The following is an 18272-nucleotide window of genomic DNA, read 5'->3' as shown; positions in this document are numbered from 1 at the left end:
GAGCCGCTCCATGTCCGACCGTTATCTCGCCTTTGCCAACTCCACGTCCGGGCGCCGTCTGGTCAGCGCACTCGGCCTGCCCGCGCCGCTGCTGCTGGAGCGCTGGATGGCCGGACGCAGCCGCCCGGTAGACGGCGCCCTCCTGCTGGGCGGTGAAGGCAGCCTGGCCAGCGCCGTACTGCCCTTCGCCCACAAGCTGACCGACGCCCTTTACGCCACGCGCGAAGGCCAGTTCGAGCTGCCGCGCTGGACCGCCGAACACGGCCCGAAACTCAAAGCACTGGTGTTTGATGCCAGCCATCTGACCCGTTTCGAGCAGTTGATCGAGCTACGCGACTTCTTCCAGCCGACCTTTAAAGGCCTGGGCAAATGCCCCCGCGTGGTGATCCTCGGCCGCGCCCCGGAATCGCTGAAAGACCCGATTGCCGCCAGCGTGCAACGCTCACTGGAAGGTTTTACCCGCTCGCTGGGCAAGGAAATCCGCCGTGGCGGCAACGTGCAGCTGATCTACGTCGGCAAAGGCGGCGAAGCGCAGCTGGAAGGCGCGCTGCGCTTCTTCCTCTCGCCGAAAAGCGCGTATGTCTCCGGCCAGGTGCTGCGCCTGAACGCCTGTGGCGAACAGGTCAAGGATTGGACTCGCCCACTGGCCGGCAAGAAGGCGCTGGTCACCGGCGCTTCGCGCGGCATCGGTGCGGCCATCGCGGAAACCCTGGCCCGAGACGGCGCCGAGGTGGTACTGCTGGACGTACCACCGGCCAAGGATGCCCTGGATGCCCTGGCCGCACGCCTGGGCGGACGAGGTCTGGCCCTGGACATCTGCGCCGAGGACGCCGCCGCGCAGCTGGTCGATGCCCTGCCGGACGGCATCGATATCGTTGTGCACAACGCCGGCATCACCCGCGACAAGACCCTGGCGAAGATGAGCGATGCGTTCTGGAACTCGGTGATCAACGTCAACCTCAGTGCCCCGCAAGTGCTGACCCAGGCCCTGCTGGACGCCGGCAAGCTGCACGACAACGGCCGCGTGGTGCTGATCGCCTCGATCAGCGGCATCGCCGGCAATCTGGGCCAAACCAACTACGCGGTGAGCAAGGCCGGGGTGATCGGTCTGGCCCAGGCCTGGGCACCGACACTGGCCAAGCGCGGCATCAGCATCAACGCCGTGGCACCGGGCTTTATCGAAACCCAGATGACCGCCGCCATCCCGCTGACCATCCGCGAAGCCGGCCGGAGGATGAACTCCATGGGCCAGGGTGGCCTGCCGCAGGACGTCGCCGAAGCCGTGGCCTGGTTCGCCCAGCCAGGCTCGGGCGCGGCCACCGCGCAAGTGCTGCGTGTCTGCGGGCAAAGCCTGCTCGGGGCATAAAACGCGCTGTTGTAGGGTGGATGCAATCCGGGGCGCTGTATTGTCGCCAAAATCCTTCCCGGATTACATCCGGGCTACGGCCTGCAACCCCCCGACAGCGTTTGATACGTGTTTGCACACAGCAAAAGGCCCCGACGTGCGGGGCCTTTTGCATTCAACTGTGAGCTTATGAGGACAGATAAGACGAACGGGTCAGCCCCAGACGCAACGCATCAAGGAACTGGGTGCGCTCGCGCGGGCTGATCTTGGCGCTGGCCACCTTATCGCGGTAGTGAGTCATCAACTCTTCGGGCGACAAGTGCACATAGCGCAGCATGTCCTCGATAGTGTCGTGGGTCTCGATACCGGCGTGGTACACGCTGCCATCGGCGTTCTGGTAGATGTTCACCGAGTCGGTGTCGCCGAACAGGTTGTGCATATCGCCCAAAATTTCCTGGTAGGCACCGACCAGGAAGATCCCCAGCAGATAGTCCTCACCTTCGCGTACTTCGTGCACCGGCAGGCTGGTCTCGATGCTTTGCTCATCGACGTACTGACGGATCTTGCCGTCCGAGTCGCAGGTCAGATCCTGCAGCACGGCGCGGCGCAGCGGCTCTTCGTCAAGGCGATTGAGCGGCAGAATCGGCAGCACCTGGCCGATGGCCCAGGTGTCCGGCAGACTCTGGAACACCGAGAAGTTGCAGATGTACTTGTCGGCGAGCTTGTCGTTGAGCTCGTCCAGCACCTGACGATGGGAGCGCTGACGGGCTTTGAGCGAATTGTGCAGGCGGCGGCACACGGCGAAGTAACACTGCTCGGCCAGGGCCTTGTCGGTCAGGCTGAGTTTGCCGTCGGCATACTGAGTGGCCACGTCGCTCATGTAGTGCGTGGCGCGCCAGTAGGTCTCGGTGACCATCTCGATATCGGTCGGGCCGAGCAGCTCAACCAGGTAACGCACGGTTTCCGGCAGGCTGGTGACGTCTTCGATCTTGGGGATCTCGTCATTGTGTTTTTCCACGTCAGTGACCTGCACCACCAGCATGGCGTGGTGCGCGGTCAGCGAGCGGCCGCTTTCCGAGAAGATATGCGGATGCGGCAGCTCCTGAGCATCACAGAACTCCTTGAGCATGCCGACCACCACGCCGGCGTAGTCGTCCATGTCGTAGTTGATCGAGCTGGCATTGCGCGAGTGGGTGCCGTCGTAATCCACACCCAGGCCACCACCGACATCGATGTGGTCAACCGGCAGGCCCAAGCCACGCAGCTCGCCGTAATAGCGGATGGCTTCCTTGAAACCGTGCTGGTAGTCGGACAGGTTGGCGATCTGCGAGCCCATATGGAAATGCAGCAGGCGGATGCCCTGGTCCAGCTTGGCCGCGCGGAAGCGTTCGACCACCGACAGCAGCTGCGCCGCCGACAGGCCGAACTTGGATTTCTCGCCGCCGGTATCGGCCCACTTGCTCGAGGCCAGCGAGGACAGACGCACACGCAGGCCGATCTGCGGCGCGACCTTGAGTTCGGCCGCCTCGTCGATCACCAGCTGCACTTCGGATTCTTTCTCGATGACGATAAATACGTTGTGGCCGAGCTTCTGCCCCATCAGGGCCAGCTTGATAAATTCGCGGTCTTTGTAACCGTTGCAGACGATGGTGCCGCCCTTCGGCGCCAGCGCCAGCACGGCCATCAGCTCAGGCTTGGAACCGGCTTCCAGGCCGATGGAGACGTTCTGTGTGGCGATGATGTTTTCCACCACCGCTTCCTGCTGATTGACCTTGATCGGGTACAGCGCGGTGTAACGGCTCTGGTATTCCAGGCGCGCGATATTGGCGTCGAAAGCACCGGTCAGCTGACGCACACGGTCCTGCAGAATATCCGGAAAACGCACCAGCAACGGCAATGACAAACCGCTGGAACGCAGCTCATCCAGCTGCTCGTAGAGGTCGATCGGCGTGCTTTGCGGGCCATTCGGGCGCACCTCGACACGGCCCTTGTCATTGATCGCGAAGTAACCCGCGCCCCAATGGCGAATGCCATAGACGCTGCGGCTGTCCGCTACGGTCCACTGGCTGCCGTCATCTTTACGTGTGCGTCGTGCAGACATCGATGTCTCCCTTGCTGGCGATAGTGGCCTTGGCACAGCCAAGACGCGTACAGATTAAAGTCTGGAAATGACGATTACTCAGCTGTGACCAAAGGCCAGCTGAGGAAGTTTAGAAAAGACTGGCTTAGCCGCCGGATTTCTTGGCTTTAAAGCCGTGCTTGATCAGCTCGGCAATCAGCAGCTCGACGTGGTCGCCCTGAATCTCGATCACCCCATCCTTGAGCGAACCGCCGCAGCCGCAGCGCTTTTTCAGTGCGCTGGCGAGGTCTTTCAGGGGCTCTTCGGCCAGAGGCACGCCGCTGATGCTGGTCACCGTCTTGCCGCCACGACCCTTGGTCTCACGGCGCACGCGGGCGATGCCATCCCCTTCGGGGATAAGCGTCTGCTTGCAGATACAGGCGTCCACCGGCTGGCTGCAGTCCGGGCAATGCCGGCCGCTATCGGTGGAATACACCAGGCCGCCGAGGGCGGCAAATGAGGAAGCTTTCTTGACCACCGGTTGGTCCTCGAAGGGGTCAGGATAGCGACTGGTCGACTGAGTGTTCGGAGTCGACCGCGAAGCCCCACTCTGGCAGGGGCAGCGCACCCTGGCGATACACGGCCAGGGCTTGAAGGCGGCGCAGTGTAACGGCAAAAGCCGCGACTGCTAAGTGTAAAAATGCGCCATTAATCGGCGGATTGGCGACGTTGTTCAGGATGCCGAACAAAACGTCTGGATATCCTGCACAAAGCCAGGGCTGACGCGGGGTTCGGCCAGTATCGAGGGTCTAGCGCGTGGCAGCCAGATAGCGCTGCAAGGCGGCCAGCGAATCGGGGCAATAGGGCAGGTGCTGGGTTTCGGCCAGCGCCTCGTCGATGGAGATAAACCGCGCCTTCAATACTTCCTCCGGCTGCAAACGCAACGGCGCATCGGACACCGCCGAGTAGGCCATGCACCACAGGCGGCTTTCCGGTGCGTCGTAGAGGAAGTGCGCATGCTCGACCAATTGCGCGTCGTCGATACCCAGCTCTTCAGCCAGCTCGCGCGCGGCCGATTCAGCGTAGCTCTCGCCTTCGAGCACCATGCCGCCGGCCGCCACATCCCAATAACCGGGATACAGCGCCTTGCTCAGGGTGCGACGGTGCACGCACAGCAGGCCGGCGCTGTTGAACAGCAGGATATAGGTGCCACGCCCGAGCAGATGCCGCGCACGCAGCTCACTGCGCAACACACCGCCGAGCGGACGATCTTCCTCGTCGACCCAGGCGATGCGCTCAGCATCAGAGGCGGCGCGGTGCGCCACCTCAGCTTCGGACCAGGCCACCGCTTAGCCCTGCGACAGCAGTTGGCGCAGGTCGATCAGCCCGGCATTGGCGCGCGAGATGTAGTTGGCCATCACCAGCGAGTGGTTAGCCAGCAGGCCATAACCGCTGCCATTGAGGATCATCGGGCTCCACAGGGTTTCCTGCGCGGCCTCCAGCTCACGGATAATCTGGCGCACGCTAACGGTGGCGTTCTTCTTCGCCAGCACATCGGCAAAATCCACCTCAATGGCGCGCAGCAAATGGGCCAACGCCCAGGCCTGGCCACGCGCTTCGTAGAACACGTTGTCAATCTGCAGCCATGGCGTTTCGTAATTCACACCTTCGACAAAATCGGCCTGGGCCACGCTATCGGCCAATGCCGGGTCGACCACTGCGGTATTCAAACGCACCTGACCGACACTGGCCGACAGACGCTGCGACAGCGAACCCAGACGCGTGGCGGCATCGCCCAGCCAGTTATTCAGGTTGTCGGCACGGGTATAGAACTGGGCATTGCCTTTGCTCGGGTCACCCAGGCGCTCGAGGTAACGGTCCAGCGATTTGATGCCTTCGGCGTACTCAGCCTCGGAGGCCGGCAGTGCCCAGCTTTTATGGTCGAAGTGGAAACGCGGCTCGGCCTTGGCCAGATCGGCGTCTTCGGTGGATTGCGACTGCGAACGGGTGAAGTCCTTGCGCAGCGCGCGGGACATATCACGCACCTGCACCAGCACACCAAACTCCCAGCTCGGCATGTTGTCGAGCCACAGCCCCGGTGGTGCCAGGTCGTTGGACAGGTAACCGCCCGGCTTATCGAGCAAGGTGCCAGCGACCTGCTTGAGGGTTTCCACCGTGGTGTAGCCATTCACCAGCTTGCGGCCGCCAGCCTGGGCGGCGCCCTCGGCACGCTGTTGCACGGAGAATTGCGCAGGCTCCTGGCTCCAGTACCAGCCCACCACCAGCGCCACAGCCAGGTAGAGCCCCAGCAGACCAGCGACCGTCCGCGTGACCAGGCTTCCTGTCGACTTACTCTGTGAGGTGGTGGCAGCACCTGCCGCGCCATCACGCGCTTCGGCAGTTCGGTTCTTCCAATCCAGCATGGCAATGTCCTTTTGTTACCCAAGTAGCAAACTCGCAACCGGACTGCACAACCCGGCCGCAGTTGGTTCGACCGCAACCCTTGAGTAGGGTTGCGCAACTGCCTTGCACTATAAGGGAAGCGCGGCCGACTGCGCAGCGGCGAACGGCAAACTTAGCGCCGGTTATGCCAATGGTGTATCTGTGATGCCATAGACAGAAGGCCGACGCCAATAGATCGACGGCACTCGCAATCATTCAAACGAGTGTTAGCATTGCTAGCACTAAGCCATCACCCGTAGCCACGCGCTGCGCCAACTGAAATTGGGCCATGATCGAGCAAGAAGACCCCAGCCGCGACCGCCTCAAGCAGCACTTCGCCCAGCGCGTGATCAATCAGGCGCGTCAGGTATTGGAAGTCTGGCAGCGCCTGCAGCGCAGCGAGTGGAACGAAGCCGGCATGGGCGAACTGCGCGAGGCGACGGAATTGCTGCAGCGCTACGCCGAACGCTTCGATCAGGCCGAGCACAGTCAGCTGGCCCAGGAAATCGGCAGTTGCCTGCAGCTGGTGGCCGACAACCGTGGCCGCCTCAATAGCGAGCTGATCAGCCAGCTCAACCAGCTGCTGCAGCGCCTGTCACGCACCGGCCTGCGCCACGGCGACCGTTTCGAGCAAACCGTGCTGCCGCCGCTGCGCAAACCGGTGTACCTCGCACTGCAGCATCTTGAGCGCGCCGAACAGCTGGTGCAGCGCCTGGAGTTCTTCGGGATGAACGCCATCGCCCTGGACAGCGCCAATGCATTTCGCAATGCCATGCGCGAGCGCCACCCGGCGGCGATCCTGATGGAAGTCGACTTCTCCGGGCCCGGTTGCGGCCTGCAGCTGGCAAAAAGCGTGCAGGAAGGTCTGGAACACCAGATTCCGCTGCTGTTCTTCAGCCAGGAAGACACCGACACCATGACCCGCCTGTCTGCGGTGCGCGCCGGTGGCCAGGAGTTCTTTACCGGTAGCCTGGATGCCTCGAACCTGTTCGAGCGCATCGAAGTGCTGACCCACGTGTCGCAGTACGAACCCTACAAGGTGCTGATCATCGACGACTCGCGGGCCCAGGCCACGCACACCGAGCGCGTGCTCAACAGCGCCGGCATCGTCACCCGCACCCTGATCGAGCCGATCCAGGCCATGAGCCATCTGGCCGATTTCCAGCCGGACCTGATCATCCTCGACATGTACATGCCCGAGTGCAATGGCCCGGAACTGGCCCAGGTGATCCGCCACAACGACCGCTATGTCAGCGTGCCGATCATCTACCTGTCCGCCGAAGACGACCTGGACAAGCAGCTCGATGCGATGAGCGAAGGCGGCGACGACTTCCTCACCAAGCCGATCAAGCCACGCCACCTGATCGCTACCGTACGCAACCGTGCAGCCCGCGCGCGCAGCCTCAAGGCGCGCATGGTGCGTGACAGCCTGACCGGCTTGTACAACCACACCCATACCCTGCAATTGCTCGAAGATGCACGCTTCCGTGCCGAACGCGACGGCCAGCCGCTGAGCTTTGCGATGATCGATATCGACTTCTTCAAGAAGGTCAACGACACCTACGGCCACCCCATGGGCGACCGGGTGATCAAAAGCCTGGCACTGTTTCTCAAGCAGCGTCTGCGCAAGAGCGACCATATCGGCCGTTACGGCGGCGAAGAGTTCGCCGTGGTGATGCCCGACACCGACGCCGAATCGGCCCGGCGGGTACTCGACGACATCCGCCAGCGCTTCGCGGAAATCCAGTATTCGGCGCAGCCGCATGACCTGTCCTGCACCTTCAGCTGCGGCATCGCCCAGCTGGCGCCGCAACTGGACGGCAAACTGCTCTCGCAACAAGCCGACCAGGCCCTGTATGTGGCCAAGCACGGCGGGCGTAATCAGGTAGCGATCTATCAGGGCGCCTGAGACGCGCCCTGATAGACCTGAGCCGCCAGCAACCACCCGGCAGAAAACTGTGACGCAGTCGGCGTCGTCATATTACGGTCACGAAAAAGCAATAAATTCTGAGGCTTAGCGCCGCCCTGACGCATCCGTCGGCGGCCGGAACCGTTCGTTGTCGGTCGAGCCCTATGCGCCTGAAATCCCTTACCAACCTCAACACCCTGCTGCTGGTCACCGTTTGCGTGGCCCTGGCCGTGACGCTCTGGTGGTCACAGCGCGCCCTGGAGCGCCCTTATCTGCTGATGGCACGCTACCTGAGCCTGTCCCAGCAGTTCCAGGGCGAGGCGGCGCAGAACATCAGCGCCTACCTGGAAAGCGGCGACGCCCTGCGCCACAGCGCTGCTCTGCAATCGCTGGACAGCCTCGAACAGGCCATGACTGAACTGCCCACGCAATTGGCGGCCAACCTGCGCCCCAGCCTCGCTGAACTCAAAGCTTTCAGTGCCAACGAGCTATTGGCCGCTGGCAAGCTCTCCGCCGACCCGCAAGGCCTGCTGTTACAAGCCGAGCGGGAAATGGACGCAGCGCTGGAGCAGCTCGCGCAATACGCCGACAGCGGCGAAGCCAATGCCGCCGTCGCTTATCGCAGCCCGCTGTTCAGCGCGGCGCGCCACCTCACCCGCCTGGCCCATGCCCGCGACAAGCTGGTGCGCAGCGGCCGCAGTGAGCTGGCCAGCGAAGTCGAACGCGAGCTGACAGCCCTGGGCAAGCAGGCACAGACCCTCAGCGACCTGCCGTTGCTCGGCGTGGCCGACGCCAGCCAGTCGTCCAGCAATTCGTTTGCTGACATGCTGGGCTTGGACGCCAGCAGCGAGAGCAGCGAGGCCGAAGACCGTGGCATTGCCCTCAAACGCGACCTGGCTAGCCTGATCAGCCGCTACCCGGCCGAACTGCAACGCACCCGTAATCTGATCGAACAACGCAGTACCCTGGCCAGCAGCACGCGCACGCAGATCGATCAGGTGCAGCAGGCGCTGGCCGAGCTGGAGCCCCTGGTACGCGCCGAGCACGGGCGCATCCAGGGTGAAGTGCAGCTGATCCTCGGCCTGATGATCGGTCTGATCCTGCTGATCGCGCTGATCATCGACACGATCCAGCGGCGCCTGACCCGCGTACTTGAGCGCCTGGTTCCAGCCCTGTCGGCATGGGCCGCCGGCGACTTCGCCAGTGACATCCAGCTCAATTCACGCACCCGCGAACTGCGTGATATCGAAGAGTCGCTGAACCGTCTGCGCGCCTATCTGGTCGACCTGGTCGGCACCATTCGCCGCCACGCCGAGCAGGTAGTCGGCTCCAGCCGCACCCTGGCCGACCTCAGCGGCGGCCTGCACAGCGGCGCCGAACGCCAGGCCGGCGACACCGCGCAGATCCGCGACGCCCTCGGCGAGCTGCAGGCCACCATCCAGCAGGTTGCCGGTGATGCCAGCCAAGCCGCCGATGCCAGCCGCGACGCCAACCGCGCGTTGGAACAGGGCCAGCAGGTAATTGGCCACAGCCTTACCGGCCTGCACTCGCTGGTTGATGAGGTGCAGGGCAACGCCCAGGCCATCGAACGCCTGGCCGAGGAAACCGCGACCATCGGCAACGTACTGACCGTCATTCGCGGCATCGCCGAGCAAACCAACCTGCTGGCGTTGAACGCCGCTATCGAAGCGGCACGGGCCGGCGAGCTGGGCCGCGGCTTTGCCGTGGTCGCCGATGAAGTGCGCTCGCTGTCACAGCGCACCAGCGGCGCTACCGCACAGATTCAGGAGCTGATCGGGCGCCTGCAACAGGCCGCACTGCAATCGGTACAAGCCATGCGCACCCAGGTCGAACACGCTGAAGCCACTGCCAGTCAAGCCGAAGCCGCCGATGGCGCGCTGGATGAAATCGTCGTGGCGATCCGTACCATCGCTAGCATGGCCGAGCGCATCGCCGATGCCACTGCCCAGCAGAGCGATGCAGTCAGCGAGATTCGCGGCCACAGCGAGCGTATTCATCAACTTGGCGGTGACAACCTGCAACGCATCGGCGAGGGTCGTCAGCAGGGCGAGCAGCTGCTGCAACTTGGCGGCCAACTGCATACAGCCGTGCAGGCGTTCAGGGTTTAACAGGCTGTGGGCGCGGCAATCTGTCGCGCACCATCCAGCCTCTAGACAAGACCGCTTACAGGCTAAGGCATGCGCGCTACCTTATGCCTCCGCTATGATGCGCGATTCCCGCATCACGAGCCTGCCATGCACCGTTTTCTCAGCCTGCTTCTACTCCTGGTCGTTCTGCCGGCCAGCGCCGGCCTGTTCGACAAGCCGCCCGTCCCCGCGCAATTCGGCGCGCCGCTGAACAACAGCGCGGACTTTCTGCCGGTACGCGAGGCGTTCAAGCTGAGCCTGATCAGCAGCTCCAGTGAGTCGGTGAAACTGCGTTTTGTCGCTGCCGAAGGTTATTACCTGTATCGACACCGCTTCAGTTTCAGCAGCGAGCCCGCCGATGTGAGCGTGGGCCAGGCCGTTCTGCCCGCAGGCAAGGCCAAGCACGACGAGTACTTCGGCGATGTCGAGGTGTATTACGAGGTGCTGGATGTCGAAGTGCCGGTCAACAACCCGTTTAACCACCCTTTTAGCCTGCACGTCAGCTATCAGGGCTGTGCAGACAAAGGTCTGTGCTATCCGCCGGAAACCGAAATTCTGGCAATTGGCGATGAACCGACGAGGTGGAACTGGACCGACCTGGCGCTGTTCTTTCTCGGCGGCCTGGCGCTGACCTTCACCCCCTGCGTGCTGCCAATGCTGCCAATCCTCACCGGCGTGGTGTTGCGTGGCCAGCCGGGCGGTATGCGCAGCCTGGTGCTGTCGCTGGCCTACGTGCTGCCGATGGCCTTGAGCTTTGCCATCCTCGGCGCGCTGATGGGCCTGTTCGGCGCAGAACTGAATCTGCAGGCACGCCTGCAGTCACCCTGGGTGCTGGTGCCCTTTGCGATCTTCTTCGCCCTGTTCGGCGCGGCCAGCCTGGGCTTTCTCGAACTGCGCCTGCCAGCCGCCATCGACGGCCCGCTACAGCGCCTGAGCCAACGCCTGCACGGCGGCACCATCTTTAGCGCTGCGGCGCTCGGCGTGCTGTCCAGCGTGCTGGTTTCACCCTGCGTCTCCGCACCACTGGCCGGCGCATTGCTGTATATCAGCGCCAGCGGCGACGCCCTCGGCGGCGGCCTCAAGCTGCTGGCGCTGGGCATGGGCATGGGCGCGCCACTGGTACTGTTTGCCGTCGGCGGAGGTGCACTCCTGCCAAAGTCCGGGCCCTGGATGCTCACCGTGCGCAACCTGTTCGGCGCACTGCTGATGGCCGTGGCGATCTGGCTGCTCGAGCGTGTGGTACCCGGCCCAGTCAGCCTGGCGCTGTGGGGCATGCTGGCTGCTGGCATCGCACTGTGGCTCGGCGCGCTGGAACTGACGCCGAAAACCCATCACCAGAAACTCGCCCAACTGCTCGGCCTACCCCTGCTGGTTTACGCCCTGGTGGCCTGGGTCGGTGCGCTGCAGGGGCAGGATGATCCGCTACGCCCGCTCGGTCGGTTGGTCAGTAGCGTAGAAGCGACGCAGCAGGTGCAATCCGGTCAATGGCAAACCATCACGACTCCCGCCGAGTTGGATACCGCTCTGCTCGCCGCAAAGAACAATGGCAAGCCACTGCTGCTCGACTGGTATGCCGACTGGTGCATCAGCTGCAAGGTGATCGAACGCGAGGTGCTCAACGCCCCGGAAGTCGGCCGCCAGCTGGGCGACTATCAGCTGGTGCGTTTCGACATCACCGAAAGCAATCCCGCGCAACGCGCTCTGCTCGACCGCTACCAGTTGTTCGGCCCACCGGCGATTCTGCTGTTCGACGCCAAGGGTGACGAATGGCTGGATTTGCGTGTCGTAGGTGAGGTGGATGCGGCGACCTTTGCTGCGCGCCTGAGCACCGCACGGGAACGTTTTTAACGCCCCGAGTCATATATTTGCCGCAATTTGCGGTCATCGTGTCGACTATTGCTGAGAACTGGACAGCCCCGCGCTGTCGCGGCATAGTCCTGCGCAGTAGAAAAACAAGGAAGCACCGCCATGGCGACCCTACTGGTATTGCACGGCCCCAACCTCAACCTGCTCGGCACCCGTGAGCCGGGCACCTACGGCGCCACTACCCTGGAGCAGATCAACCTCGACCTGGAGCGCCGGGCGCGCGAGGCAGGCCATCATCTGCTGTACCTGCAGAGCAATGCCGAGTACGAGCTGATTGACCGTATTCACGCCGCAAAAGGCGAAGGTGTCGACTTTATCCTGATCAATCCTGCCGCTTTTACTCACACCAGCGTCGCATTACGTGACGCATTGCTGGCAGTGAGCATCCCATTCATCGAAGTGCATTTGTCCAACGTGCACAAACGCGAAGCTTTCCGCCATCACTCCTACTTTTCAGATGTTGCGGTGGGAGTGATCTGCGGCCTTGGCGCCAGCGGTTATCGACTGGCCCTGGAGGCTGCACTCGAACAACTTGAACTTAAGCGCCCCTGACCTCACCGGGAGTTGAACCACTATGGATATTCGTAAAGTCAAAAAACTGATCGAGCTGCTGGAAGAATCCGGTATCGACGAGCTGGAGATTCGCGAAGGCGAAGAATCCGTGCGCATCAGCCGTCACAGCAAGCAGCCGGCCTTTATGCAACAGCCGGTGTATGCCCAGGCCCCGGCTCCGACCGCCGCGCCAGTGGCTGCAGCCCCGGTCGCAGCCGAAGCTGCTGCACCGGCTGCCGCCAAGCTGAATGGCACTGTGGTGCGCTCGCCGATGGTCGGCACCTTCTACCGCGCTTCCGGCCCTACTTCGGCCAACTTCGTCGAAGTGGGTTCGAGCGTGAAGAAAGGCGACATTCTCTGCATCGTTGAAGCGATGAAGATGATGAACCACATCGAGGCCGAAACCAGCGGCGTGATCGAATCCATCCTGGGCGAGAACGGTCAGCCGGTGGAATACGACCAGCCTCTGTTCACCATCGTTTGATCCACGGAGAGCCAGCGATGTTGGAAAAAGTTCTGATCGCCAACCGCGGCGAGATCGCCCTGCGCGTCTTGCGCGCCTGTAAAGAGCTGGGCATCAAGACCGTTGCGGTGCATTCCACCGCTGACCGCGAACTGATGCACCTGGGCCTGGCCGACGAGTCGGTGTGCATAGGCCCGGCCTCTGGCGCGCTGTCCTACCTGAATATTCCGGCGATCATCAGCGCAGCTGAAGTCACCGGCGCTACCGCCATTCACCCGGGCTACGGCTTCCTCGCGGAAAACGCCGACTTCGCCGAGCAGGTGGAAAACTCCGGTTTTGCCTTTATTGGCCCGAAAGCCGAGACCATCCGCCTGATGGGCGACAAGGTCTCGGCCAAGGACGCCATGAAACGCGCCGGTGTACCGGTCGTGCCTGGCTCCGACGGCCCACTGCCGGAAGACGAGGAAACCGCCCTGGCGATTGCCCGTGAGGTCGGTTACCCGGTGATCATCAAAGCCGCTGGCGGCGGCGGTGGTCGCGGCATGCGCGTGGTGTACAAGGAAGAAGACCTGATCAAATCGGCCAAGCTGACCCGCAGCGAAGCTGGCTCGGTGTTCGGCAACCCGATGGTCTATCTGGAGAAGTTCCTCGGCAACCCGCGCCACGTGGAAGTCCAGGTCATCTCTGACGGCCAGGGCAATGCCATCCACCTGGGCGACCGTGACTGCTCGCTGCAGCGCCGCCACCAGAAGGTACTGGAAGAAGCGCCGGCACCGGGCATCGATGAAAAGGCCCGCGCCGAAGTGCTACAACGCTGCGTCGATGCCTGCATCGAGATCGGCTACCGTGGCGCTGGCACCTTCGAGTTCCTCTACGAAGACGGTCGTTTCTACTTTATCGAGATGAACACCCGCGTTCAGGTGGAGCATCCGGTATCGGAAATGGTCACCGGCATCGACATCGTCAAGGAGATGCTCAGCATCGCCGCTGGCAACAAGCTGTCGTTCAAGCAGAGTGACGTGGTGATTCGCGGCCATTCGCTGGAGTGCCGGATCAACGCCGAAGACCCGGACAATTTCATGCCCTGCCCTGGCAAGGTCAAGCACTTCCACGCGCCAGGCGGCAATGGCGTACGGATGGACTCGCACCTGTACAGCGGCTACAGCGTACCGCCGCACTACGACTCGCTGATCGGCAAGATCATTACCTATGGCAAGGACCGCGACGAGGCCATGGCCCGTATGCGCAACGCCCTGGACGAGATCGTCGTTGACGGCATCAAGACCAACGTGCCCCTGCACCGCGATCTGGTCCGTGATAAAGGCTTCTGCAAAGGCGGCGTGAATATCCACTATCTAGAGAAAAAACTGGGTATGGATAAGCACTAAGCCCTATGACCTGCTGCGCGTCGGCGGCACTGCGTTAAAAACGGCTGAGGAATGCTCATTTACAGACGTAAACTCCGCTTCCCCGGCCGTTTTTGCCTTGTCCCGCTCTAGCTCGCGATGTCATGACTGAAATGATAAACAAAGGCTGCCATTCGGCAGCCTTTGTCGTTTCTGTCGACCGCCAGCGGTGGCAGCCGTACCACCGCTTCAAGTAAGCTGCGCGCCAATTTGCGCCATCCCGCCACAACGCTCACGAGGTTTCCCATGCCCTGGTTACAAGTCCGTCTCGCCATCACCCCGGAGCAGGCGGAAACCTACGAGGACGCGCTGCTGGAAGTCGGCGCCGTCTCGGTGACCTTTATGGATGCCGAAGATCAGCCGATTTTTGAGCCGGACCTGGGCACCACACCACTGTGGTCGCACACCCACCTGCTCGCCTTGTTTGAAGCCGATACCGACGCCAACGCGGTATTTGCCCACCTGCAGCTGCTGACCGGTGCCGAATTGCCGGAGCACCAGGCCGAAGTGATCGCCGATCAGGACTGGGAACGCAGCTGGATGGATGGTTTCCACCCGACGCGCTTCGGCCAACGTCTGTGGATTGTTCCCAGCTGGCACGCCGCACCGGAGCCGGAGGCAGTCAACCTGCTGCTCGACCCGGGCCTGGCCTTTGGCACCGGCACCCACCCGACTACCGCGTTGTGCCTGGAATGGCTGGATGGCCAACACCTGCAGGATTGCAGCGTGATCGATTTCGGTTGTGGCTCGGGCATCCTGGCGATTGCCGCCTTGTTGCTCGGCGCACCGCAAGCAGTTGGTACCGATATCGATATCCAGGCCCTCGAAGCCTCACGCGACAATGCCCAGCGCAATAGCATCGACGACGCGCGCTTCCCGCTTTACCTGCCTGAAGACATGCCGCAACAACCTGCGGACGTCGTCGTGGCCAATATCCTCGCCGGCCCACTGGTGACACTGGCGCCGCAGATCACCAGCCTGGTCAAGCCCGGCGGGCGCCTGGCACTGTCGGGCATCCTTGCCGAGCAGGCCGAAGAGGTGCGCGCCGCCTACAACGACGCCTTTATCCTCGACCCGACTGCCGATAAAGACGGCTGGGTACGGATCAGTGGCGTACGCCGCTAACCGCCCCAGCGCGCACAGCTGCTGCATTGCCAAGTACTTGCGTTAGACTAGCCGCCTCGTTTAGCCGGATCGCCGCATGACCCAGAGCTTCGTCACCCAGTGCCCCCATTGCCGCACCAGCTTTCGCGTGAACCTCGCGCAGCTGGGCGCAGCCCATGGTGCCGTGCGCTGCGGAGCCTGCCTGCATGTGTTCAATGCCGCGCAACAGCTGCGCGAGCAGGGCCAGCAACTGCCGCCACCTGCGGCACCAGCCGCCGCACCAGCACCAGCACCAGCACCACAGCCCAGCAAACCGCCTGCGCCGCCAGCACCGCCGCAAGCAGTGCCCAGCGCGCGCCCTGCAATACCAGCCGCGCCGACCAGCAGCAAAGCCAGCGACACACTGTGGATTCACGACGACCTGGATCTCGACAGCCTCGATCTGGATGAAGAACTGGCCAAGCTCGAAGCCCAGGAACAGCAACTGTCCAAGCAGTTCCTGGCGATTGATAGCGCACCGAAATATAACGAAGGTTTTCTAACGCCCGAGCCGGTTGAGCACGACCCGCACGACGAGCGCTGGGCCGAAGCCCTGCTGCAGGACGAACTGAGCAAGCCAGCTGCCAGGCTGAGCGTCAAACCTCAGCCACTGACACCGCCAGCACGCTTGGTTCCACCCGCTCCCGCAACACCAGAACCAGTCAACGAGCCCGATGACGAGCCGCCGCTTGACCTCAACAGCCTTGACCGCCGCCACTCCGAGCCGGAAATCGAGCACATTGAACTACATGCCGAGCGCGAGCCATTTGGCGCGCCGGCAGACAGCCCGCGCGATGAAGCACCGGCCGTAATGGCGCGGAAAAAGACCGCGCGCAGCGAGCCCGAATTGCGAGACGAGCACCTGTTCGAGCTGGATGACGAGCCACTGCAGCTGGACTGGCAACAGCCGAAGAAACCCTGGGGCCGCTGGATCGGCTGGGGCCTACTGAATCTGCTGGGGGCTGCCGCACTGGCTGGCCAGTACGTGATGTATCACTTCAATGAATTGGCGCGCCAGGATCAATACCGCCCCTGGTTCGAGCAACTCTGCCCGGCGGTCGGCTGCCAATTGCCCTCCAAGGTCGACATCACTCAGGTCAAGAGCAGCAACCTGGTGGTGCGCAGCCACCCGGAATTCAGCGGCGCCCTGGTGGTCGACGCCATCCTTTACAACCGCGCGGCGTTCTCCCAGCCCTTCCCGCTGCTGGAAATGCGCTTTGCCGACATCAACGGCCAGCTTCTCGCCAGCCGCCGCTTCAAGCCCAGCGAATACCTTGCTGGCGAGCTGGCCGGCAACGCGGAAATGCCGCCGCAGACGCCTATTCACATCTCCCTGGACATCCTCGACCCAGGCACCCAGGCGGTGAACTACAGCCTGAGTTTTCACTCGCCGGAATAGGCTGCACCCAGCGGATTGCTTGAAAATCCGCCGCAACCAAACCCTTCGCGATAAGCCCAGAGCTGTTCAGAATTTGTTCAAAACAGCCTTTCTCCGGTCATCCAGAGCGGGTATCATGCCCACCCTTTTTCGCACTCTCCTATTTGTTCAACAGCAGGTCTCTTGAGCAGGGAAGCCCTATGTCGGCGCTACGTATCGGCCCCTACACATTGCCAAACTCGCTGATTCTCGCCCCGATGGCGGGGGTCACTGACCAGCCGTTTCGACAGCTGTGCAAGCGTATGGGCGCGGGCCTGGTGGTGTCGGAAATGGTCACCAGCGATGTGCGCCTGTGGAACACCCGCAAGTCGAGTCTGCGCATGATGCACAGCGGTGATCCAGAACCCCGCTCGGTACAGATCGCCGGTGGCGATCCCGAGATGCTTGCCGAAGCGGCGCGACGCAACGTGGAAATGGGCGCGCAGATTATCGACATCAATATGGGCTGCCCGGCCAAGAAGGTCTGCAACAAGGCCGCCGGTTCCGCCCTATTGAAAGACGAAGTGTTAGTTCACGAGATTCTTCAGGCTGTGGTCGCCGCCGTGGATGTGCCGGTGACCCTGAAGATCCGCACCGGCTGGGACCGCGAGAACAAAAACGGCACCACCGTGGCGAAAATCGCCGAAGACAGCGGCATTGTCGCCTTGGCTGTACACGGCCGCACTCGCGCCGACCTGTATATGGGCGAAGCCGAGTACGAGACCATCGCCGCGATCAAGCAGGCGGTGTCGATTCCGGTGCTGGCCAACGGCGATATCGACTCGCCGCAAAAGGCCAAGGCCGTATTGGCTGCCACTGGCGCCGATGGCCTGCTGATTGGCCGCGCGGCTCAGGGCCGGCCGTGGATATTCCGTGAAATCGAGCACTACCTGCGGACCGGCGAGCAGTTGCCGGCGCCGAGCCTGGGCGAGGTGGAACGCATTCTGCTTGAACATCTGGCAGCCCTGCACGCCTTCTATGGCGATGTGATGGGCGTGCGGATTGCCCGCAAACATGTCAGCTGGTATCTCGCAACCTTGCCGGGCGCCAAGGAGTTTCGCGCCCAATTCAATCGTCTGGACAGTACGGACGCGCAGTGCACCAACGTTCGCGAGTTTTTCAGCGAACGTCATAACAATGGAGAAGGGGTGGCCGCATGACGATGTTGACTGAGACCTTAGAGAGTGGAATGGCTCCCGTGAGTGACAACAGCAGTTTGAAGCAGCATCTCAATACGCCAAGCGAAGAGGGGCAGACCCTGCGCGGCAGCGTTGAGAAGGCTCTGCACAATTATTTCGCCCATCTTGAGGGCGCAGACGTCAGTGACGTGTACAACCTGGTGCTCACCGAAGTGGAAGCGCCGCTGCTGGAAACCGTGATGAATTACGTCAAGGGCAACCAGACCAAGGCCTCCGAGCTGCTCGGCCTTAATCGTGGCACCCTGCGCAAGAAGCTCAAGCAATACGACCTGCTGTAACCCTGAACTCCCGAAAATGGCGGCCCACATGAGCCGCCTTTTTTGC

Annotated in this window: 16 protein-coding genes; 11 read left to right on the top strand and 5 right to left on the bottom strand. The window is 62.5% G+C overall.

Annotated elements, in window-relative coordinates; genetic code table 11:
* The first annotated feature begins 10 nt into the window (after nucleotides 1–10).
* On the top strand, nucleotides 11–1366 hold the full coding sequence (locus ACIN8IBEIGE_RS01425) for a 3-oxoacyl-ACP reductase (protein ID WP_160013084.1): 1356 nt from the start codon (nucleotides 11–13) through the stop codon (nucleotides 1364–1366).
* 166 nt (nucleotides 1367–1532) lie between these two features.
* On the opposite strand, the gene speA is transcribed toward ACIN8IBEIGE_RS01425, so the two are convergent.
* From speA to ACIN8IBEIGE_RS01400, 5 genes are all read right to left on the bottom strand, one after another.
* Nucleotides 1533–3446 (bottom strand): arginine decarboxylase, encoded by a 1914-nt coding sequence (gene speA, locus ACIN8IBEIGE_RS01420; RefSeq protein WP_160013083.1) that lies wholly within the window; start codon nucleotides 3444–3446, stop codon nucleotides 1533–1535.
* Nucleotides 3447–3570: 124 nt separating this feature from the next.
* Nucleotides 3571–3942, bottom strand: coding sequence for a translation initiation factor Sui1 (locus ACIN8IBEIGE_RS01415; protein ID WP_090376637.1), 372 nt, complete (start codon nucleotides 3940–3942; stop codon nucleotides 3571–3573).
* Between the two features lie 19 nt (nucleotides 3943–3961).
* A complete protein-coding gene (locus tag ACIN8IBEIGE_RS01410) occupies nucleotides 3962–4153 on the bottom strand; it encodes a hypothetical protein (RefSeq protein WP_090376640.1) in 192 nt (63 codons plus the stop codon).
* Between the two features lie 60 nt (nucleotides 4154–4213).
* On the bottom strand, nucleotides 4214–4750 hold the full coding sequence (locus ACIN8IBEIGE_RS01405) for an NUDIX hydrolase (protein WP_160013082.1): 537 nt from the start codon (nucleotides 4748–4750) through the stop codon (nucleotides 4214–4216).
* A gap of 3 nt (nucleotides 4751–4753) precedes the next feature.
* A complete protein-coding gene (locus tag ACIN8IBEIGE_RS01400) occupies nucleotides 4754–5827 on the bottom strand; it encodes a DUF2333 family protein (protein WP_160013081.1) in 1074 nt (357 codons plus the stop codon).
* Nucleotides 5828–6135: 308 nt separating this feature from the next.
* Between ACIN8IBEIGE_RS01400 and ACIN8IBEIGE_RS01395 the strand changes: the two genes are divergently transcribed.
* From ACIN8IBEIGE_RS01395 to fis, 10 genes are all read left to right on the top strand, one after another.
* Nucleotides 6136–7755 (top strand): diguanylate cyclase, encoded by a 1620-nt coding sequence (locus ACIN8IBEIGE_RS01395; protein ID WP_160013080.1) that lies wholly within the window; start codon nucleotides 6136–6138, stop codon nucleotides 7753–7755.
* Nucleotides 7756–7919: 164 nt separating this feature from the next.
* The gene (locus ACIN8IBEIGE_RS01390) at nucleotides 7920–9884 is read left to right on the top strand and encodes a methyl-accepting chemotaxis protein (protein ID WP_160013079.1); all 1965 of its coding nucleotides are present in this window, start codon (nucleotides 7920–7922) and stop codon (nucleotides 9882–9884) included.
* Nucleotides 9885–10010: 126 nt separating this feature from the next.
* Nucleotides 10011–11750, top strand: a complete 1740-nt coding sequence (locus ACIN8IBEIGE_RS01385; RefSeq protein WP_160013078.1) for a protein-disulfide reductase DsbD — start codon at nucleotides 10011–10013, stop codon at nucleotides 11748–11750.
* 120 nt (nucleotides 11751–11870) lie between these two features.
* Nucleotides 11871–12320 carry a type II 3-dehydroquinate dehydratase gene (gene aroQ / locus ACIN8IBEIGE_RS01380; protein WP_160013077.1) on the top strand — a complete coding sequence of 150 codons (450 nt, stop codon included), beginning with the start codon at nucleotides 11871–11873 and terminating at the stop codon, nucleotides 12318–12320.
* A 22-nt stretch (nucleotides 12321–12342) separates the two neighbouring features.
* Nucleotides 12343–12804, top strand: a complete 462-nt coding sequence (gene accB / locus ACIN8IBEIGE_RS01375; protein ID WP_160013076.1) for an acetyl-CoA carboxylase biotin carboxyl carrier protein — start codon at nucleotides 12343–12345, stop codon at nucleotides 12802–12804.
* Nucleotides 12805–12821: 17 nt separating this feature from the next.
* A complete protein-coding gene (accC, locus tag ACIN8IBEIGE_RS01370; RefSeq protein ID WP_160013075.1) occupies nucleotides 12822–14171 on the top strand; it encodes an acetyl-CoA carboxylase biotin carboxylase subunit in 1350 nt (449 codons plus the stop codon).
* A gap of 264 nt (nucleotides 14172–14435) precedes the next feature.
* Nucleotides 14436–15314, top strand: coding sequence for a 50S ribosomal protein L11 methyltransferase (prmA, locus tag ACIN8IBEIGE_RS01365; protein ID WP_160013074.1), 879 nt, complete (start codon nucleotides 14436–14438; stop codon nucleotides 15312–15314).
* Nucleotides 15315–15390: 76 nt separating this feature from the next.
* Nucleotides 15391–16731, top strand: coding sequence for a DUF3426 domain-containing protein (locus ACIN8IBEIGE_RS01360; protein WP_160013073.1), 1341 nt, complete (start codon nucleotides 15391–15393; stop codon nucleotides 16729–16731).
* Between the two features lie 179 nt (nucleotides 16732–16910).
* Nucleotides 16911–17909, top strand: a complete 999-nt coding sequence (gene dusB / locus ACIN8IBEIGE_RS01355) for a tRNA dihydrouridine synthase DusB (RefSeq protein ID WP_160013072.1) — start codon at nucleotides 16911–16913, stop codon at nucleotides 17907–17909.
* Nucleotides 17906–18226 carry a DNA-binding transcriptional regulator Fis gene (gene fis, locus ACIN8IBEIGE_RS01350; RefSeq protein ID WP_160013071.1) on the top strand — a complete coding sequence of 107 codons (321 nt, stop codon included), beginning with the start codon at nucleotides 17906–17908 and terminating at the stop codon, nucleotides 18224–18226. The genes dusB and fis overlap by 4 nt, the downstream gene beginning before the upstream one ends.
* Nucleotides 18227–18272 lie beyond the last annotated feature (46 nt).

Origin of the sequence: Pseudomonas sp. 8BK (assembly GCF_902506475.1) — a bacterium.
Taxonomy (GTDB): Bacteria; Pseudomonadota; Gammaproteobacteria; order Pseudomonadales; family Pseudomonadaceae; genus Aquipseudomonas; species Aquipseudomonas anguilliseptica.
The sequence above is the reverse complement of the archived record's forward strand: the minus strand, read 5'-3'. Positions and strand labels throughout refer to the sequence as shown.

What these genes read in the sequence shown, in the direction of transcription:
- ACIN8IBEIGE_RS01425 (WP_160013084.1), top strand. Translation starts at nt 11, where the DNA reads ATGTCCGACCGTTATCTCGCCTTTGCCAACTCCACGTCCGGGCGCCGT.
- speA (WP_160013083.1), bottom strand. Translation starts at nt 3,446, where the DNA reads ATGTCTGCACGACGCACACGTAAAGATGACGGCAGCCAGTGGACCGTA.
- ACIN8IBEIGE_RS01400 (WP_160013081.1), bottom strand. Translation starts at nt 5,827, where the DNA reads ATGCTGGATTGGAAGAACCGAACTGCCGAAGCGCGTGATGGCGCGGCA.
- ACIN8IBEIGE_RS01395 (WP_160013080.1), top strand. Translation starts at nt 6,136, where the DNA reads ATGATCGAGCAAGAAGACCCCAGCCGCGACCGCCTCAAGCAGCACTTC.
- ACIN8IBEIGE_RS01390 (WP_160013079.1), top strand. Translation starts at nt 7,920, where the DNA reads ATGCGCCTGAAATCCCTTACCAACCTCAACACCCTGCTGCTGGTCACC.
- ACIN8IBEIGE_RS01385 (WP_160013078.1), top strand. Translation starts at nt 10,011, where the DNA reads ATGCACCGTTTTCTCAGCCTGCTTCTACTCCTGGTCGTTCTGCCGGCC.
- aroQ (WP_160013077.1), top strand. Translation starts at nt 11,871, where the DNA reads ATGGCGACCCTACTGGTATTGCACGGCCCCAACCTCAACCTGCTCGGC.
- accB (WP_160013076.1), top strand. Translation starts at nt 12,343, where the DNA reads ATGGATATTCGTAAAGTCAAAAAACTGATCGAGCTGCTGGAAGAATCC.
- accC (WP_160013075.1), top strand. Translation starts at nt 12,822, where the DNA reads ATGTTGGAAAAAGTTCTGATCGCCAACCGCGGCGAGATCGCCCTGCGC.
- prmA (WP_160013074.1), top strand. Translation starts at nt 14,436, where the DNA reads ATGCCCTGGTTACAAGTCCGTCTCGCCATCACCCCGGAGCAGGCGGAA.
- ACIN8IBEIGE_RS01360 (WP_160013073.1), top strand. Translation starts at nt 15,391, where the DNA reads ATGACCCAGAGCTTCGTCACCCAGTGCCCCCATTGCCGCACCAGCTTT.
- dusB (WP_160013072.1), top strand. Translation starts at nt 16,911, where the DNA reads ATGTCGGCGCTACGTATCGGCCCCTACACATTGCCAAACTCGCTGATT.
- fis (WP_160013071.1), top strand. Translation starts at nt 17,906, where the DNA reads ATGACGATGTTGACTGAGACCTTAGAGAGTGGAATGGCTCCCGTGAGT.